The organism is Microvirga sp. P4_A5, from assembly GCF_056402495.1.
In genome coordinates this window covers 22,934-40,606 of record NZ_JBFUHH010000009.1, presented here as the reverse complement: position 1 = coordinate 40,606, position 17,673 = coordinate 22,934, and the positions used below count along the sequence as shown (strand labels likewise).

Here is a 17,673-nt window from a genome sequence, read left to right as displayed (position 1 = left end):
GCTGGCGAGTTACAGGAAAGCTCCTGTTGGACATCGAGAGCCGATGTGCTCTGCCGGCACAAGCTCACCGCTCGGGCGGAATAGCGCCAGAAAATGCGGCGTGCCGCGAGCAGATCTTGGCCACTTAAGACTGGAAAGCAGCCACGGATCGACCCTCATCTGGGGCGGCTTCATCTCATGGACTTCGGCATGGTCCGAAATGTTGCGCCGACTTTGCGCGCCTTGCTGCCACATATTAGTCTCCCCACAGAGCACTCCTTTCTAGACGATGCGCTCGAACGTCGCCGCTAGACCGACTCGGCAATTGAGCCGTGCCAACCGTCGAGGCAATCCATCCGCACCTTTTGACGGAGGTGATATCGCCAGGCTGCTCGCGATACGATCTGAACCGCTGCTAGCGGCACGTCCATGGTCTGGCTTCTTCGTCATGTGCCGGCGAATAAAGCCAATGATGGCAAATGCCATGCCGCAAGCTCTTGGTGCATGCGTGACCCTTCCCCTGACCGGCAACCATCGGGCGGGCGGTGCCGGTCTGATCCGAGCTCCTGATTGCCCGCCCGTTCAAATTCGCATGTTCGAGCTCTTCCAGGAGAGCACCCCGACGTCCTTGGCCGAGGCCGAGCGCCAGTTGAATGCATGGAAATGGATGGGGGCTCCGGCTGCGCAGGCTCATGGCTCCTAGATCGCGAAGAAACCTTGGCGCTCGTCTGTCCAGCCGTTCAGACCCGCGAGGCTTCGAACCGTCGCCATGCCTCTTCGAACTCACCGAAGCTCTCCAGTCCCGCCAATCGGCGCTAGGATAACGTACTCCGACCCCCTCAGCTTTCCGATGGCCGCCTCAATATCCGGAACAACCTCTGGCGGGATAACCACGGCGCCGTGACGGTCGGCATGGACGAGGTCACCTGTAGCAATCCTCAATCCGAAAATGGTGACGGGATCCCCCACGCTCACCACATGCACGAAGCCGTGGCTCGGCCCGATGCTGCCCAAAACGACGGGAAAGCCTTCCGGCAAATCCCCGAGATCGCGCACGACCCCGTTGGTGAGCGCGCCCGACAAGCCGAAGGCCTTGTGGATCGTCGTGTTTACCTCACCCCAATAGGCTCCTATGCAGTCGGGAAAATCGAGATCTTCCACGACTGCGATGGATGGCTTGGACGCCTCATACATGGCCCGGTAATAAGCCATACGTTTCGCGCGCACGGCCTCCGGTGGGGCCATCGAGGGCGCACGAGCCCTCAACTGGGCCGTGACTGCGTATCCGACCATCGGCGGCTCGGCCGGTGCGCTCGCAATCATCGTCCCGCGGGTAAAGGCGTCAAACCCGCGTTTGCCCTGAGCAATCCCAATGGCGTTGCATATGGTCGGGGTGTCGCAGCCCCGCAGGAGTTTGAGGAGGGTCGGGTTCATCATTCCTCCAGCCAGCGGCGCAGGGTCGCGATTGTTGGGGTGGGTCTCTCTAATGTCGGCAGATGTCCTGCGTCTGGGACGATCACCAACCGCGATTGTGGCATCAACGCGTGCATGAACTCGTGCCGGTCGAGGGGGCATAGGCGGTCGCCCTCGCCCGTCAAGACGAGTGCCGGCCGGTGGAACCGGGCCAGCGCGCCCTGGCGGTCGGGCCGGTCTCGAAGGGCTAGGGACTGGCGGATGAAGATTTCCGGTCCGAGGTCGAGCGCCATTTGCATGCACAGCGCGAGGATGGAAGGATCGCTGGCTCGCGGCGAGAGGTAATGCAGCTTCATCTCATCGCGCAGGACACCTGCAAGATCGCCGGACTTCACGCGCTCGATCTGCGCTGCCCGCCGCCGTTTGACATGGTCGGCCTCGGCGCGCGGGTTGGTATCGAGGAGCGCGAGCCGCTCGATCCGCTCCGGCACCTGCTGCAGCATTTCCATGGCAACGATGCCGCCCATTGACAGGCCTGCCAAGGCAAAGCGCGGTGGCGCGTCGTGCAGGATAGCCGAGGCCATCGCGGTGGTCGTGGATCCCTCGACCGGAAGGGCGTGATGGACCGGCCGCTCTGCAAACGTGGATGCAACCTCGCCCCACATCCGCGCGTCGCACATCATGCCCGGAATTAGCAACAGCGGGATCATCCGACTCGGCGTGCCCCCTCCTTGAGCGCCGCGAGCTTAGCCCAAGCTATCTCCGGATCGACCGCTCCGAAGCCGGCAAAGGTGCCGAACCCGCAATCCGAGCCGGCGATGACCCGCTCCTTTCCAAGGATGGACGTGAACCGGTCGAGCCGTCGCGCCACCAGCTCCGGGTGTTCTACGAAGTTTGTCGTGCTGTCGATAGCGCCTGGAATGAGTCTCTTGTCGTCGGGAATCTCATCCGCCCGATTCCGGAATACGGTCCATTCGTGGCCGTGCCGGGGATTGGCCGTCTCGAAGAGGATGTAGCGCGCCGGCACTCGCATTAGGAGGGGGAAGACCTTCGCCATGTCGATGTCGCAGACATGCGGACCCTCGTAATTGCCCCAGCAGATGTGCAGGCGAACGCGCTCGCGTGGCAGACCGTCGAGCGCCTGCTCCAGCGCTTCGACATGGGTTGCCGCGATCTGCAGGAACTCCTCGTCGGTCAGATCGGGAAAGAGCATGTGCCGGCTCAGCGCGAGATCGGGGCAGTCCAACTGCAGGTCGAGCCCGGCTTCGATGATCGTGCGGTATTCCTCCCGCATTGCCTCCGCCAGGGCGCGCAGATAGACGTTCCGATCCGGGTAATACTTCCGCGGTTCCCCGGGAGCACCGTATGCGGTGATTTCGCCCGGGGGCGGGTTCTCGTATGTCGGCTCTGTCCACGAGGGCTTTCCGTATGCGGCCGAGATCAGCAACAAGGGGTTCAATGCCTTCGTTCTGAAGTACCGGGCGGGTCAAGGCCAAACGGTCACCACCCAAGACCTGGCAGCGGCAATCTCCTACATCTTCGAGAATGCCGACACCCTTGGAGTCGCAACCCAGGGCTATTCCCTGTGGGGCAGTTCCGCGGGAGCAAGGATGGCGGCGTCGATTGGCTCGCACGGCGTCGCGCGCTTCGGGGGCGAGGACCTCCCGAAGCCGTCCGCCGTCGTGATGGCCTACACGGCCCACTCAGACCATTCGTCCGATGACCCTCCGACCTTCGTGGCCGTCGGTGAGCAGGATGGGATTGCACCTCCGTGCGCGATGGAACGGCGGATCGCGGCGCTGCGCAAGGCTGGCACGGCGGTGAACTACCGGACGTACAAGGCCCTGGGTCATGGCTTCGGACTCGGTATCGGCACTAGCGCCGAAGGGTGGGTCGCGGACGCCGTCCGGTTCTGGGAGAATCACTAAGCGATCAACGTCGGAGGTTGACCCAACCATTGTCGATCCCCTGAAACGAGCATCTCGGAGCACCCGATCTCGAACTCTCCAGAAGACCTGCTGGAATTGGATCTTGCTGTGATTGTGCACGGGGGCTGATGGACGCGATCTAAACGGAGCAGGTTGATCCTTCAGTCCAACGGGAGKACCCGTTGGTATGCATAGGAAGCATTACGTGAAGAATTGGCTTCGCACTTTTTGTGTTCGCACAATGCGATCGCTCAGATCTTTCTTATCCCCGACGCCCATCGGGGATCATCTCCAAGCGAGCATTCGGCAGGCGGAACTCGAGGGACTTAGGTTTGCGTTCTACGCCCGCCTGACGGCTCTTGTCGTGGTCTCATTGTGGCTGCTCTGGATCGTCCCGTGGCCGCGGGACGTCTACTATGGCGCCTACGCCCTTGCGTTCTTCGTTCTTGGCTACGTGCCGTATCGGTTACGACATCATCCGCACGGCGAAACTATCAAGCTTGGCTTTATCATAATGGATGTCGCGCTGGTATCGGCGGCAATTCTCATTCCTCCTCCGCTCGGTCTCGGCACCGACTGGCCGGTCCAAACCCGGCTTCGTGGTCAGGAGTTCCTCTACGTTCTTCTTCTCCTTGCCGAGGCCGCGATAACTTACTCCCCGAGAAGGGTGATGTGGACGGGTTTATCGATCATGGGCATCTGGTCGATAGGTGTTTTTGCGATCTATTCGCGGTCAGACACCATACGTTTCAAAGATGTTGCTGCCGACAGTGTCCAAACATCGAGCGATATAATGCGCATCTCGTTCGAGCCGACTCTTGTTGCCCTAACCCCTTGGCATACGCAGCTTGTTGCGACGTTTCTGTTCACTGTACTTATAGGATTGTCTGTCTGGCGTAGCCGTCGCACCCTTCTGAATCAGGTCGAGGCTGAGACGCTTCGAGTAGACCTCGCGCGCTATGTCTCGCCTGATGTTGCAGAGGCACTCACGGTTCGCGTCAAGACCGGCTTCGGGAACCCAACAACCCGAACGGTGGCGGTCTTGTTTGCGGACATCGTCGGCTTTACGAAGCTGACGGAGACGCTTTCCCCAGAACGGACCTTTGCCTTGCTGCGAAGCTTCCAGGAGCGATGTTCCGCCGTCGTTTTTACGAACGAAGGGACGCTCGACAAGTATCTCGGAGACGGCTTCATGGCGACGTTTGGCTCGATCGACTTGCGCTCCGATGCTCCAGCCCGCGCGCTCCAGTGCGCGTTTGACTTGCAAGACGAAATCAATCGCTGGAACCGGAAAAGGTCTGACCGAGGGGCTACCCCATTGAGCGTATCGATTGGCATCCATTGCGGCCCGGTGACTGTTGGTAATCTCGGCGGCAAGCAACGCATTGAATTCACCGTCGTTGGAGATGTCGTCAACGTGGCGAGTCGGCTTGAGGAGATGACTCGCGAGATCGGCGGCTCAATCGTCACATCGGATTTCTGCGTTGAGGCAGCTGGCCGACCGGAGGGACGGCGCGTTTCGAGCAATCTCGTGAGATCCAGCTGAGGGGCCGAGGTCAACGGATCCTCGTTCACATAGCACCCTGAGGCGCGCTTGAACGGATGACCGGACGCGGTAGCCTCAGGCAACCTGAACGAGGTACACCTATAAGAACCGAAAGCGGATGGTTCGTGCCATGAGGTGTCTACAAGGAGGCTGTTGGAGCTTTTTCGATGTGCGCGACGTTGCAAATTCGCAGACCTGCCTCACGGATAAGTCCAGTTTTCAAGCCACTTTGATGGCGGTGCGCGGTCTGATCCACGCATTCCCCCCATCCGATCAACCCTTGCCAATCGGGCAAGGCATTGAAGAATATCGCCCGGAGACCGTCACCGTCGCCATGGAGCGCGATGAGTTCAACGCCGTAGGCCGCCGCTCGTCCGCACGATCAGGCGCTTAGTGGCTTCAGTTCGCCGAGAACGGTCGGGATCAGTTCCGAGACGGTGGGGTGGATTGGCACCGCCCATTGCAGCGTCGGATAGGCTGCTCCGACATTCATCATGTTGAGAATGCCGTGGATGACCTCGTCGCCGGTTACGCCGAGAACGGCAGCGCCGAGGATCTGCTTCGTGTCCGCATCGGCGACGATCTTGATGAAGCCCTTGGTCTCGCCGCGCTCGATCGCTCGTCCGACCCGCGACATCGGGCGCTTGGAGACCAGCACCTTCCGGCTTGACTTGAGCGCCTCGGTCTCGGTCATGCCGGCGCGTCCCAGCGGTGGATCGATGTAGAGCGCGTAGCCGGGCACACGCTCGCTGACCCGGCGGCTGGCACCGTCAAGAAGATTGGCGGCGACGATCTCGTAGTCGTTGTAGGCGGTGTGGGTGAAGGCTCCGCGGCCGTTGCAGTCGCCCAGAGCCCAAATGCCGGGGACATTGGTGGTCAGCATGTCGTCCACCTCAATGTAGCCCCGTGCATTGACCGCGATACCGGCCTTGTCGAGGTCAAGATCGTCCGTGTTGGGCCGGCGCCCCACCGCCAGCAGCACATGCGAACCGACCACGACTGGCGCCCCGGACGTGCAGTCGACACTGGCCGCCACACCGTCCGCGTGAGGCGTGAACCCAATGCAGGTGGCGCTGGTGCGCACCGTGATCCCCTCATTGGTGAGGATCTCCCGGACCGCCTCGGACACGTCCTCGTCCTCACGGGCAATCAGCCGCGGCGCCATCTCGACCACCGTGACCTCCGCGCCGAAGCGCCGATACATCTGGGCGAACTCAAGCCCGATATAACTTCCGCCGACCACGACTAGGTGCCGTGGAGTGGAATCGAGCTTGAGGATCGAGGTGTTGGTAAGATAGTCGACTGTGCCAACGCCCGGCATGTCGGGGACGCTTGCGCGGCCGCCGACATTGATGAAGATGCGAGGAGCCTTCAGCAGGCTCTCGCCCACCTGGACGACATCCGGGCCTTTGAACCGGGCGTGCCCTTCGATGACTGTCAGGCCGTCCATACCACGCAGCCACGTTTCAATGTTCGTGCGAGCATTCGCCGAGACGTTATCAGCCCGGGCTTTCACCCGGTTCATGTCGACCTTGACCGAACTGTCGATGGCGATCCCATACTCGGTGCTTCGGCGGGCCAGATGGGCCGCGTAGGCGCTGGCGACCAGCGTCTTTGTCGGCATGCAGCCGGTGTTGACACAGGTGCCGCCAAACAGCTTGCGCTCGATGAGTGCGACCTTCATTCCCGCAGCGGTCAGCCGCCCCGCCAGCGGTGGCCCCGCCTGTCCGGCACCGATAACGATGGCGTCGAAGAACTGGTTCATGATACGGGCTCCACGATAAGTGCCGCGCCGAGGATCACTGCAGCGTTCTCCGAGGGCGGCAAGCCGATCCTTTCCGAAAGCCAAAACGAGTAGGCCACCGGGGCCGCTGCTCATGACAGTAGCGGCTTGCCGGTCTGCTCCCGGACGAGGTACTCGGCATACCAGTCCGGCCAATTCTCATCTCGCCGTCCGATCCGCTTCTCGTRCTCGCCGTGCGCGGCCTCCGCACGGCGGAGCGCCGCCGCGAGCTCGGTCGACGAGGTGAAGGTCGCGTCGTCCGCATCCACGCGTCCGGGCAAGCGCTCGGTGACCCCCTGCAAGAGCCAGCCGTTGCCGTCCGGATCGCTAAACGAGGCGAACGAGCGGTAGCTGCGGTGGTCGGGATCGGGACCGCTTACCCGGAGCCGTCCAAACAGGTAGGGCTCGTCCGTGCCAGCGTACACACCTCCCGCCTCGTGGAATACCTCGCTGACCTCGACGCCGCGACCGAGCAGTTCGTCACGGGCGGCCTCGATGCCGGAGACGATCAAGTACAGTCCCTGGGCGGACCCAGGGGCCGCCGCGGTGACGTTTCTGCCGAAGATGACTGAGCACCCGGAGCCAGGCGGCGTGAACTGGATCACGCGGAAGTTGTCACCGCTGTCGAAGTCGGCGTCGAGCCGCCAACCGAGGTTGCTGTAAAAGCTCTTGGCGCGATCGACGTCCGAAACCGGGATGACGACGACCTCGAGCTTCATGTCGACCGTCCGTGTTTCTGGGGTCTCGATTACAGCTTCGCTGCGTACCTCAGTACTGTTCATGTCGAGCTCCTTAGGTTTGTGTGCCTTGCGGGTGGCAACACACGTCTAAGCGCGTGAATCACCACGCCTGTAGTGAACACATGACCAGAGTCGTTCAGGCCGGTGCCGGTCACCGGACCTTTGCCATTAATCAGCCGCCAACTGCGTATTGAGCCGCCGGACTTGCAGCTCGGCGGCAGGTAACGAGCTGCATTGAGCGGCTTTGTTGGCGGTCTCGGCACGCAACCGTGGCTTGAGCTTTAGCATCGACACCTCCCGGAGACCGACCCCGAACCAACGTTTATCTACCATACGGGCCGAGGATTGGCTTGCTTCAAAAGCTAGCTTTAGGCGAGGCACTGAGGCCGGGCGTCACTCTCGAGTGCCCGAGTTGAGTCAAGCTAGGACCCTGATTGAAAGTCCGGTCAGAAGTCGGCAACAGTCGGTCGAGCCGCCTTGATGTGATTCCACTTGCTTAATAAATTGCGCCTCGAGCCCAGGCGACATCACCGCCTCTGCTGCCGAGGTGCTCCCACGCGCGACGAGGACGACGTGTCCGATCTGCGGAATGGGCACCTGTGGCCATCAATTAATAGAGCAAGGAAGGTCAGCATGGGGTGAAAGTGAAATGTGGAGAGTTCACATAGAATGTCCGCTCCGTCGGCGAAGTGACAAGGGCGGTACTGCCAAGATGTGCCATAAGCCGATCTGACTCTTGGAACGGATACTTGACCTTCTCCCACAGCCATAGGCATAAATACATGGCACCGTTTGGAACACGGTAGAAGTTGACCACCTCCTGCAATAGCGGCGTAATGAACACGACCTGTCCCCACCGCTCAGGTCAAAACGGTCTCTGTTGCTCAAGTTAAGCTGGCTTGCCCACAACCGGCGAGGTTCGCCGAAACGAAACCGCTCGGAATGCGACCGCCGTATCCTGTGGGACCCACAGGACACAATGGTCCGCAAGGGTTAAAATTTGATCTTTGAAGTTCGCATTTGAAGTCGCCTCGTCGGCAGCAAGCCGACCATGTCGTATTTCCAAGTTGTGCCAAGAGCAACCGTTCGGGTAGCAAGGTTGCGACGGTTCGCGGCAAATCGTGAAATGCCCACTCGGCCGACGCCAATTCGCGGCCAGGAGCCACATCAGAAGACGATAGCGCGCTTCTCGGTTTTCCACGGGCGCAAGCAAGCCGATCATCGGTTCACGGCGCGGCTTGGCACCTGAAAGGGACCGTCCTGCCCCGGCGTAATGGCGAAGATCATCCGCGCCGTTCGCGATGAGACCGGCAAGGCTCTTGCGGCCGGGCAACGCCGCACGAGTGTTCGCCCACGACCGCTGACTGGAGATTAGTGTTTGCGTCGATCACCACGACATCCCCAGCCGTGGCGTGCTCGATCACGTGGATGGCGGCACCGATGTCCCCGGGCTCACACCAGGGGGTCACGGCCACGCCCAACAGCCGGGCGCTGCCGAGCGGGCGCAACGGCCGGATGTCGGGGTCCATCAGCAGGCGCCCGCCGCTAGTCGGGCAGCTTCCAGCGACCTTGGAATGAAGGTTGCTGTCGTGACGGCGATGAGCGTCGCGGGCACCGCCATACTGGACGTCGTTGTCAACAAAACCGGGTCGCAAGCGCGGCTCGCCCCGATTGCTACCTCACCGGCAAAGTGTTAAATTGTGACGTCGTACTACATGGCGAATTTAAGTGGCGATGCAGGCTAAGCACCGCTTGGCCCTGCCGATTTGGCTACGTTCTTCCCAAGTCTGGAAGGATGGAGGCATGACACAGGTTCTTGCGTTAGCACTCGTGAGCGTATTGGCGTTGACAGCAGAGACTGAGGGTGCAACTCGCAAACAGCGGGCGGCACCGAATTCGGACCGGGCCATGCCCAATCAAATGGCGCAGGAGCAGGATGAATTCAGGTGGTGCGACGTTGCGGTCCGAGATTTTGTTCAAGGAAGAACGGAGGCCACGGCTCTTCCGGTCAAAGAGGTAAAAGTAGATGGGTTGAGAATGACGTTGAACTTTGTCCATCCCTATGGTGAAAGCGGAGATACTCCGCCCAATCTCGGCTTCACGCGAGGTGAATCAATCGAGGAACGCCGCAAAACTTTGAATGAGACCAAGCTGAAAATCCGGACACTGGCGGAAGCCGCAAAAAGTGGAAACGTCTGGCACGTTATCGCGGTCGCGAAAGACAATCTGGAAGCGGGTCGCGGAGGGGCTGAAGAAAATCGCCCGTCAGCTTCAGCCGTGGTAATGGCAAGCATTGACAACAAATGTGTGACCATCTCTGAGTACAAGAAAATCCCCCTCGACAGTTTGAGCGACGACTTACGCATCCTGTTGGGAGAGAAGGCCCGAGAGCCTTTGCCCGCCGAAGGTTCAGCAGCCGCGCCGCCATCGTGAGCAGGGGCGGCGTTGGCCGGTCGGTCGAAATCACTGATCGAGAAGAGTGGCGATCGCACGAATTCGATTGCGTGAATACGCCGGAAGTCCGGCGCTGATAGAATCCCCGGAGTTGAATGAGCTTTTTCCCATAAGCACTTGTGCCGGAATCAGGTTTCGCAGCACGGGGACGCTTTCAAACTCCCTCTTTCGCTCGAGAACATCAGTTTCGATGGCCAGCACCATAAAGACCGTCGCAACGGTCATGCGCGCGTTCGAGGGGTGCTCCTGCAGAACCGCCATAAGCTTCCCGAATTGCATCACTTGATTCACGTCGAAGATCGTTTGCTCCAGCACGCCGGTAACTGAAGAACGAAGGCCGGTCAGGGAGACAAGATCGCTCTGCTCGATCTCAGGTGGCGGCCACACCCGTAGCTCGCTTTGGAACTCGATGAAGTCTGAAATTTTTTTTCCGCCCTCCTCTAGCTTGTTGGCGAGCCGGATGCCGGTGGGCAGCTTCCCTTCAAGCGCGTAGCGCGACTCTATGCAAAGGCTCTGCGGCTCGTCGCACCAAAGCCGATTGGGATGACGATTATGGGCGCTTTCCGGGTTCGTGTAGGGGCGCGCGCGGTCGGCCGCAATGAGGTGGTGCTTGATGGCAGGATCAATCTTCTCCAGCACGTCAAGACGTGCCAAGCTCGCGAGGTCGACACCTGCCGGCGGCTTCGTGATAAGAAGGCGCGCCTCCACCACGTACATGTGCAGCTTCTCGGTGTAAGGCTTCGTGATCCCATTCACAGTGACCCGAATCGTCGGCTCGATATAGTCTGGGAATAGGCTTAGGAGCCGCTTTCCAACTGGCATCGCACGCGACCAGTCCGCAAACGGGATTAGGCCAGTTCCAGGATCAGTTAGCTTGCCGTCGCGATGGTCGCTGAAGACGATCGTTTTCGGATTCATCTGCGCTGGAACCGCGGCCGTTGCCGACCGAACCTCCTCGACCCGGAAATCCTCTGCACGTGGACCCTCGAAAGGAGCGGCGAAAATGACCAATACGACGATTCGAATGAGTGATACCGGAGGTTTCATCGATAGGCTCCTCCATGTCCCCAGAAGTAATCCGGGTCGATCCGTCGAGGACGGACGGGAAGGTCCTCCTCCCACCATCGCCTGAGCGCATCACGAGGCGGCTGGTGGGGTGCATCAGTGCGCGGGCCCTCCAGCCATCCCTGCCCTGAACGGTAAGGGCCTGAACCGTATTCTCCATGATTGGGGTATTCGAAACCGTCGAACTCCTCATCGTCGCGCCACGGATTGGGTTGCGGCAAAGCATACGATTCCGCCTGCCCCACAAGTTGGAACTGCGTCTCCTTCAGTTGTCCGAACAGGCTCAGCCGGAAGTACTCCATGAACGCTCCTGCGCGACCATTCGTGATGCGGTCACCCGAATCAACATCGATAGGCAACGCAAGAAGCTGCCGCGCCGCCTGAGGGGAAGGCGGATTCAGCACGACTCTCGGTGCATGGTACGCCCAGGCAGACTCAAGGATCGATTGAAAAATGGGAACCGCAACTTTTGCCCCGGTCTGGCCACGTCCAAGGGTCCGACGTTTGCCATCGGCGTTGTCGTATCCCACCCAGACCGCCACCGTGACGTCGTTCGTAAAGCCGATGAACCACGCATCATTTTCGTTATCTGACGTTCCTGTTTTACCCGCCACATAGGGTGCGAGCGTACGCAGAGAGCGGGCCGTCCCTCGCTCCAATACCCCCTGCAGCATCGTCCGGAGCTGATAAAACGCGGCGCGATCAGCAGAGCCAATCGGGACAGAGGTTGTCGCCCGATGGCTATAAATCGCGCGTCCCCGCTCCTCGATCTTCTCAATCGCAAAGGGAATGGGTAGGGCCCCCTCGTTAGCGATCCCGGCATAGAAGGCGGCAAGATCGAGAAGACGTACCGGCTGCGCACCGAGCACGAACGGATAGTGCGGTGCGCATTCAACATAAAGCTGCGCTTCAAGAGCAAGCTCGCAGACGCGCCTCAGACTTTGCTCCGGCGCTGCCTCGATGCCGCCGTCAAGCAGTCGCGCCGTGACGCGGTTTTTCGAGGTCTCGAGCGCGCGCCGCAAAGTCATTATGCCGGACCCGGCTCCATCATAATTTTTGGGCGTCCAGTAATCCCGCGCGCGGGCATTTACCTCGCCGCCGATTGGCGGCAGCGTGATCGGAGCGTCCCAGACGAGGGTGTTCGGTTGGAGGCCTTTCGCCAGCGCGGCGAGATATGTGAGAGGCTTAAGGGCGGATCCTAGCTGCCGGTGCGCCTGCGTCGCACGGTTAAGCTGGCTCAGCGGATAGGAGAAGCCGCCGGCCATAGCCAGGATGCGACCGGTCCTGTTCTCCAAAACAACAGCCGCGCCTTGGACCTTTGGAGGCGTGCGCAGTTCCGCCCGTACACCTGTCTTGCCTTTCTGGGTTGTGATCCGCACCCGCACTACGTCATGGAGCTTGAGCTCGCGCCGAGCCGCGGCATCGGCCACGCTGAGCGGCAGGATCCGACCGTCGGCGAGCCCAACTTCGAAAAGGTTCACTCCGTTCTTTCTATCTCGGCCCTTTGCCACCACAATTGCCGGGGACCATTGCACGTCATAGAGCGGCAGGCGTGCCGCTTCCAAAGCGCGAAGCCATGTCGGAGCAGAGACAAGATCGGATTGAGCATCGAAGCCTTCGACCGCTTTTGCAAGGTTGATTTCCGCACCTTCAAATCGCTGCCGACCGGCGTTGAGCTCATACCGCGCGAGCCCCTCCTGGAGCGCTGCCTCAGTGCCCTGCTGCAAGGCTGGAAAAATGGTGGAGTGGACGACATAGGAGGCGGTCGTGAGACTGTCTATCCCGGCGAGCGTCCGCGCCTCGCGGCTCAGATGATCGATAAAGTGGAATCCCGTAGTTCGCCGGTGAAGTTGAAAACCGACGGTCTGCGGCAACGATTCCAGCGCCTGCGCAGCCTGCTCGGAGGTTAGGACGCCGTCCTCGCGCATGCGGCTGACAACATACGCCACGCGCTCCTGCGCCCGATCAACATGACGGTCCGGATTGTAATAGTTTGGGCCCTTCGCAAGCCCGGCGAGAAGCGCCCCCTCCGTAACGGTTAGCATCCTGGCGGTTTTGCCAAAATAGCTTGAAGCCGCCATTTCGATGCCCCAAGAAGAGCGCCCGAGATAAATCGAGTTGAGATAAATCTCCAGAATCTCGCGTTTGCTGAGAGTTCGTTCGATACGCGAGGCAACGACCATCTCTCGCATCTTGCGGTCATAGGTCACATCGTTACCTACCAACAAGTTCTTGGCGACTTGCTGGGTGATGGTGGACCCCCCGGCTGGCCTGCCCGAGCGTGCTAGGTTTCCTACGAAGGCCCGTATCACACTGCGCTCATCGACGCCCTTATGCTGATAAAACCGTTTGTCTTCAGCCGCGACAAAGGCCTGCTGCACCGGCTCTGGGATCTCGGATAGTGTAATCCACATGCGCCGATGATCCGGCTCATAGACTTCCGCGAACCGCCCGCCCTGCTGATCGAGGATGACGCTTGCGCCCGGCAGTTTGAGGCCCTTCAGCGTGGTCGCATCAGGAAGATTAGCCAGCGCGGAATTATAGTATTCGATGACTTGGCCCAAGTTGACGGGCGAGGAATCGACCTGTTTGTTCTGGCAGAACTCACGATAACCCGCATGCAAGTCAGCGAAGCTGAGGCCCTGCAGTACCTTCATATCACCGCTGACAGCTTGCGGGTCATCTATCGCGGTGGCGATCAACTCGTCGAGATTGATGTCCTCTATGTCGAACGCGCGCCGCATGTGGGCGCAACCCTCCCTGAGTATCTGGGTCACTTCGCCTTTGTCATGCGCCGCGTCGAAGGATGTCCTGACAGAGTCGGGCTGGACCAGGATCTGGCTCAACGTGAGAGCCGTTGCAAAAATCTTGACAATAATCACACTCGTTCGACCGCCATGATCCGATGGCCATTTCGAACAGGAGCTTGGACCTGAAAGCCATTATTTATAAGGCGACTCGTCGACGCGTTTCTCTGCCTTGCATAGACCATGGAATGGAAGTCGTAGCACGAGGTTGCGGACACAGGGCGAGCTCTCGGCTAACGTCGCCGATCTTGGCTGTCTGCTTGAGCCACCCGCGGGGCGGTGGGACGGCTCTCCTCACCGTGGACTTTGCCAGTGAGGAGGAGGCACGGCGGTTCAAGCCTCCGGCTTGGTTCGGGCCCGAGGTCAGCGACATAAATGGCCATAGCTCCGGCGCCTTCGCCTTGCATGGGTTACCCGAGAAGCGCGAGATCACCGTGAGCAAGGCTGGTCTCGATAGCTTGCTTGATGCGCTCGAGACTTCTACCTCTCGAAAAGCAGCCAGGGCCCTGACGGCGCCCATCGAGATTCCAGCCCCTGCTCCGGAGCGCGAGCCGACCGTGGCCGAGGATCCTGAGATCACCAAAATCGAGGATAACGTCATCCGAGAGCTCGCTCGCTTCAACCGCAGCGTCGGTGATCATCGCTTGGTGTCAAAAGGCTCTGGCAGGAGGCGGCACGATCTTAACTACAGCCCTGCAGGGCGGACAGTAAAGATCTCGATCAGGAACGAGCCATCGTGCGCGCAAGTTAGCTTGTCAGAAGGTTCGGCAAGCACGGCGCTTCACGCCGGCCGGGGAGATGCCGAAACGAGAGGCAATGACCTGCTCGCGGTATTCCTTCGCCAGTAGCGGGCATTCCACCGGACCCTTTCCCATCGCAGGCCGATACCCCAACCTCGATCTTGTCACCTGATTGCACGAAACTAGGCCTCCCTGCCAAGCTGACATCGTCATCGATCTATGAGACAGTTCTTCAGCGTTGGACATGCCGATGGGTTGGTTGAGCCAGGTCCYTGGACTTTGCCGGCTGATGGGCAGGATCTCGATGCGCCGTGACATGGAGGCGCAATTGCCGAAAGTCCCGCAACGGCTGCCATTCTACACGGGCCTCGGTCTGATTACTGCAGCGACCCTGATGCTGCAGATCGTCGAAACCCGGATCATCTCCGTCACATCCTGGTATCATCTCGCATTTTTTGTCATCAGCATCGCAATGTTCGGGCTCACTGCTGGAGCCGTCTGGGTCTACCTTCGCTCCGAGACCTATCGAGCCGAGCTATTGTCATATCATCTGAGTGTCGCGTCGCTGGGCTTCGCCCTCGCGACCGTCGTTGCGCTTCTCGTACAACTGACCATCGTCACGAGCCTTCCCGCATCACTAATGTCGCTCGTTGTCTGGGCCGAGTTCGCCGTCGCCCTTTCGTTGCCATTCTTTTTCTCCGGCATCGTGGTCAGCTTGGCACTGACCCGGAGCCCATATCCCGTCGGCGTCGTCTATGGCACGGACCTGCTCGGCGCGGCGTTGGGTTGCCTTGGCGCCCTGTTGTTGCTCAATCTTGTCAGCGGGCCATCGGCGGTGCTTTGGATTGCAGTCCTAGGCGCGGCCGGCGGGCTGTGCTTCGCCAGCGCGGGCCAGAACAATCCTCATGGGCGCTTTGCTGCCAAGCTCTACCGGCACCGCATCATCGTGATTGGCGGCTTGATCGTCCTCGCCGCCGCTAACAGCGTCACCGAAAGCGTCCGGCCGACCATCGTCAAGGACAACGTCGAGCAGCCGGCGACCATTGCCTACGAGAAATGGAACTCGTTTTCCCGCATTACGATCGGTCAAAGCCAGAAAACGCCACCCGTGCTCTGGGGGGCATCCTCCCGGTTTACCCCGTACCAGATCGAGCAGCGCTGGATGCACATCGATGGTGGCGCCGGAACGGCGGTCTATCGATTCTCTGGCGACCTGGATCAGGTTGCCTTCCTCCGCTACGACGTGACCAACCTCGCTTATGCGATCCGCGGTCTTCAGACGGGTGCCGTGATCGGTGTCGGTGGCGGCCGGGACCTGTTGTCCGCTCGCCTGTTCGGCCTCTCAGAGGTGGTCGGAGTTGAGATCAACCCGATTTTCATTGATGTACTGACCCGGCTCTATTCGAACTATACCGCCATCGGCCGTCAGCGCGGCATTGCTTTCGAGGTTGACGAAGCACGAAGTTGGTTTGCCCGCGCAACCCGCTCGTTCGACATCATCCAGATGAGCCTTATCGATACCTGGGCCGCGACTGGAGCGGGCGCATTCACCTTGTCCGAGAACGGCCTCTACACCGTCGAGGCTTGGCGTATCTTCCTTGAGCGTCTGACACCCGAGGGTGTGTTTACCGTAAGCCGCTGGTATGCGCCGGGCGAGGTCAACGAGACCGGCAGGATGGTGAGCCTTGCGGTCGCAACGCTTCAGAATCTCGGGGTGGCAGACCCGAAGCGGCACCTGTTCATGGGCTCATCTGGCAGCGTCGCGACCCTTGTGATGTCGCGCTCCCCCTTGTCGGATCAAACCCTGGCCGACCTTCGGGGGGCCGCTGCGGCTTACGATTTTTCCATCCTGTTGGACCCACAGGGGCAGGCTGCCTCACCGCTGCTCGGGAGAATCGTCTCGGCGCCCGATCGCAAAACACTCCAGCGGGTCACTGAGACTTACTATTTGGACCTGAGCGCGCCGACCGACGCTCGCCCGTTCTTCTTCAACCAGTTGCGGCTCGGTCGACTGTTCGATCAGGACCTCTTCGCGGTGGCGTCAAGGCCGGGTGTCTACGGAGGCAACCTGAGCGCAACCCTGACCCTGGCCTTGCTGATCCTCATATCGGCGGCGCTCGTCGCAGCGACGATCGTCATCCCGCTTCGATCTACAGTGGCCACAGCAGCGGCCACGCTGACGGTCGCCGGAACGGCCTATTTCGCACTGATCGGGATCGGCTTCATGATGGCCGAGATCGCCCTGCTCCAGCGCATCAGCGTCTTCCTGGGCCACCCGGTCTATGCCCTCAGCGTCGTCCTCTTCAGCCTGATCCTTTCAACGGGCGTTGGCAGCTTGGCATCCGAGCGCGTCCCACTCGACAGCAGTCCCCGGCTGATTGGCTGGTCGGCGCTCACCAGCGTGTATCTCGTCGCCCTGCCTTCGTGGCTTCCCCAGATCCTCCTCGATGTGGAGAGCGCAAGCTTGCTGATGAGGGCCGGGTTGGCCGTTCTGGTTCTCGCTCCGGCCGGCTTCCTCATGGGCTTCGGTTTTCCAACCGGCATGCGGCTGGTCTCAATGATCGACGAGAGACCGACCCCCTGGTTTTGGGGCATCAATGGCGCGGCGGGTGTGCTCGCGGCAAGCGTCGCCGTGTTGACAAGCATCGAGTTTGGCATCGATACGACGCTTCGGCTCGGGGCGATCTGCTACCTGCTTCTGCCCGTGCCGGCTCTGCTTCTCGTCAGATGTGTTCGGACTACGCGGAAGAGAAGCGCTCAGATGGGCAAAATAGAGTCGTCATTGTTCTGACGGGTCGAAGGCACTCCCATCGGCCCAACGTCATTGAACTCGGTGATGCGTCTCCAGCGCCAAAGCAGACGCATCCGTCTTCCGAGAGTGCGAAATAAAATGCTCTTAAGGCCAGGATAGCGAAGATATCCGAGGTGTAAACCACATAGGTGTCTGTGGTTATAGCGAATGTTGCCGGGATCGAATCCACGGCAAGAATTGCGTCGGTGACCTCTATGAGGATGAGCGCTAGAAACAGTGGCGTGAGGTAGAAAACCTTTGTTCCCGTCCTCGGATCCGGTAACCGGATGAAGAAACGCTCACCATGCAGATTATCGTTCACCCGGAAACGGTGCTGAAGAAGTCTCAATACCGGGTTTTTCAAGAGATCGGGTGGCTCACCCGCCCACCACAATATCTTCGCACCGGTAACGATCAGAAAGATCGC

Annotated in this window: 15 protein-coding genes; 6 read left to right on the top strand and 9 right to left on the bottom strand. The window is 60.3% G+C overall.

Annotation, left to right across the window (positions count from 1 at the left end):
* Positions 1-762 precede the first annotated feature (762 nt).
* From AC1DVM_RS04960 to AC1DVM_RS04950, 3 genes are read right to left on the bottom strand one after another with little or no spacing between them, the layout of a single operon-like run.
* Complete coding sequence (locus AC1DVM_RS04960) at positions 763-1,413, bottom strand: RraA family protein (RefSeq protein ID WP_477252531.1); 651 nt, start codon at positions 1,411-1,413, stop codon at positions 763-765.
* A complete protein-coding gene (locus AC1DVM_RS04955; RefSeq protein ID WP_477252529.1) occupies positions 1,413-2,102 on the bottom strand; it encodes an alpha/beta fold hydrolase in 690 nt (229 codons plus the stop codon). Before AC1DVM_RS04955 ends, AC1DVM_RS04960 begins: the two co-directional genes overlap by 1 nt.
* Positions 2,099-2,686: a uroporphyrinogen decarboxylase/cobalamine-independent methonine synthase family protein gene (locus tag AC1DVM_RS04950; RefSeq protein WP_477252528.1), complete on the bottom strand. Its 588-nt coding sequence runs from the start codon at positions 2,684-2,686 to the stop codon at positions 2,099-2,101. Before AC1DVM_RS04950 ends, AC1DVM_RS04955 begins: the two co-directional genes overlap by 4 nt.
* 76 nt (positions 2,687-2,762) lie before the next feature.
* Between AC1DVM_RS04950 and AC1DVM_RS04945 the strand changes: the two genes are divergently transcribed.
* The 3 genes from AC1DVM_RS04945 (at position 2,763) to AC1DVM_RS04935 (ending at position 5,260) form a co-directional block, all read left to right on the top strand.
* Complete coding sequence (locus tag AC1DVM_RS04945) at positions 2,763-3,320, top strand: alpha/beta hydrolase (RefSeq protein ID WP_477252527.1); 558 nt, start codon at positions 2,763-2,765, stop codon at positions 3,318-3,320.
* Positions 3,321-3,525: 205 nt separating this feature from the next.
* Positions 3,526-4,866 carry an adenylate/guanylate cyclase domain-containing protein gene (locus AC1DVM_RS04940; RefSeq protein WP_477252525.1) on the top strand — a complete coding sequence of 447 codons (1,341 nt, stop codon included), beginning with the start codon at positions 3,526-3,528 and terminating at the stop codon, positions 4,864-4,866.
* Positions 4,867-5,035: 169 nt separating this feature from the next.
* Entirely contained in the window at positions 5,036-5,260 is a 225-nt protein-coding gene (locus AC1DVM_RS04935; RefSeq protein ID WP_477252523.1) for a hypothetical protein, read from the top strand.
* Here AC1DVM_RS04935 and AC1DVM_RS04930 read toward each other — a convergent pair.
* The 3 genes from AC1DVM_RS04930 to AC1DVM_RS04920 form a co-directional block, all read right to left on the bottom strand.
* Entirely contained in the window at positions 5,249-6,631 is a 1,383-nt protein-coding gene (locus AC1DVM_RS04930; RefSeq protein WP_477252522.1) for an FAD-containing oxidoreductase, read from the bottom strand. The genes AC1DVM_RS04935 and AC1DVM_RS04930 overlap by 12 nt on opposite strands.
* Positions 6,632-6,741: 110 nt before the next feature.
* Complete coding sequence (locus tag AC1DVM_RS04925; RefSeq protein ID WP_477252520.1) at positions 6,742-7,431, bottom strand: VOC family protein; 690 nt, start codon at positions 7,429-7,431, stop codon at positions 6,742-6,744.
* Positions 7,432-8,672: 1,241 nt separating this feature from the next.
* Entirely contained in the window at positions 8,673-9,044 is a 372-nt protein-coding gene (locus tag AC1DVM_RS04920; protein ID WP_477252519.1) for an RraA family protein, read from the bottom strand.
* Between the two features lie 148 nt (positions 9,045-9,192).
* On the opposite strand from AC1DVM_RS04920, the gene AC1DVM_RS04915 reads away from it, so the two are divergent.
* Entirely contained in the window at positions 9,193-9,822 is a 630-nt protein-coding gene (locus AC1DVM_RS04915; RefSeq protein ID WP_477252518.1) for a hypothetical protein, read from the top strand.
* Between the two features lie 30 nt (positions 9,823-9,852).
* Here the strand turns inward: AC1DVM_RS04915 and AC1DVM_RS04910 are convergent, their stop codons facing one another.
* Both AC1DVM_RS04910 and AC1DVM_RS04905 read right to left on the bottom strand, forming a co-directional pair.
* Positions 9,853-10,890, bottom strand: coding sequence for a hypothetical protein (locus tag AC1DVM_RS04910; protein ID WP_477252516.1), 1,038 nt, complete (start codon positions 10,888-10,890; stop codon positions 9,853-9,855).
* A complete protein-coding gene (locus tag AC1DVM_RS04905; protein WP_477252514.1) occupies positions 10,887-13,790 on the bottom strand; it encodes a penicillin-binding protein 1A in 2,904 nt (967 codons plus the stop codon). The genes AC1DVM_RS04910 and AC1DVM_RS04905 overlap by 4 nt, the downstream gene beginning before the upstream one ends.
* 224 nt (positions 13,791-14,014) lie before the next feature.
* Between AC1DVM_RS04905 and AC1DVM_RS04900 the strand changes: the two genes are divergently transcribed.
* Both AC1DVM_RS04900 and AC1DVM_RS04895 read left to right on the top strand, forming a co-directional pair.
* Entirely contained in the window at positions 14,015-14,563 is a 549-nt protein-coding gene (locus AC1DVM_RS04900; RefSeq protein WP_477252512.1) for a hypothetical protein, read from the top strand.
* A gap of 196 nt (positions 14,564-14,759) precedes the next feature.
* On the top strand, positions 14,760-17,246 hold the full coding sequence (locus AC1DVM_RS04895; protein WP_477252510.1) for a spermidine synthase family protein: 2,487 nt from the start codon (positions 14,760-14,762) through the stop codon (positions 17,244-17,246).
* Here AC1DVM_RS04895 and AC1DVM_RS04890 read toward each other — a convergent pair.
* Complete coding sequence (locus AC1DVM_RS04890) at positions 17,194-17,640, bottom strand: TerC family protein (RefSeq protein WP_477252508.1); 447 nt, start codon at positions 17,638-17,640, stop codon at positions 17,194-17,196. The two genes, AC1DVM_RS04895 and AC1DVM_RS04890, sit on opposite strands and share 53 nt — an antisense overlap.
* Positions 17,641-17,673: the final 33 nt, after the last annotated feature.

Excerpts from the sequence above, each read along its gene's own strand:
- AC1DVM_RS04955 (WP_477252529.1), bottom strand. The coding sequence starts at position 2,102 with ATGATCCCGCTGTTGCTAATTCCGGGCATGATGTGCGACGCGCGGATG.
- AC1DVM_RS04910 (WP_477252516.1), bottom strand. The coding sequence starts at position 10,890 with ATGAAACCTCCGGTATCACTCATTCGAATCGTCGTATTGGTCATTTTC.
- AC1DVM_RS04915 (WP_477252518.1), top strand. The coding sequence starts at position 9,193 with ATGACACAGGTTCTTGCGTTAGCACTCGTGAGCGTATTGGCGTTGACA.
- AC1DVM_RS04960 (WP_477252531.1), bottom strand. The coding sequence starts at position 1,413 with ATGAACCCGACCCTCCTCAAACTCCTGCGGGGCTGCGACACCCCGACC.
- AC1DVM_RS04950 (WP_477252528.1), bottom strand. The coding sequence starts at position 2,686 with ATGCGGGAGGAATACCGCACGATCATCGAAGCCGGGCTCGACCTGCAG.
- AC1DVM_RS04930 (WP_477252522.1), bottom strand. The coding sequence starts at position 6,631 with ATGAACCAGTTCTTCGACGCCATCGTTATCGGTGCCGGACAGGCGGGG.
- AC1DVM_RS04895 (WP_477252510.1), top strand. The coding sequence starts at position 14,760 with ATGCGCCGTGACATGGAGGCGCAATTGCCGAAAGTCCCGCAACGGCTG.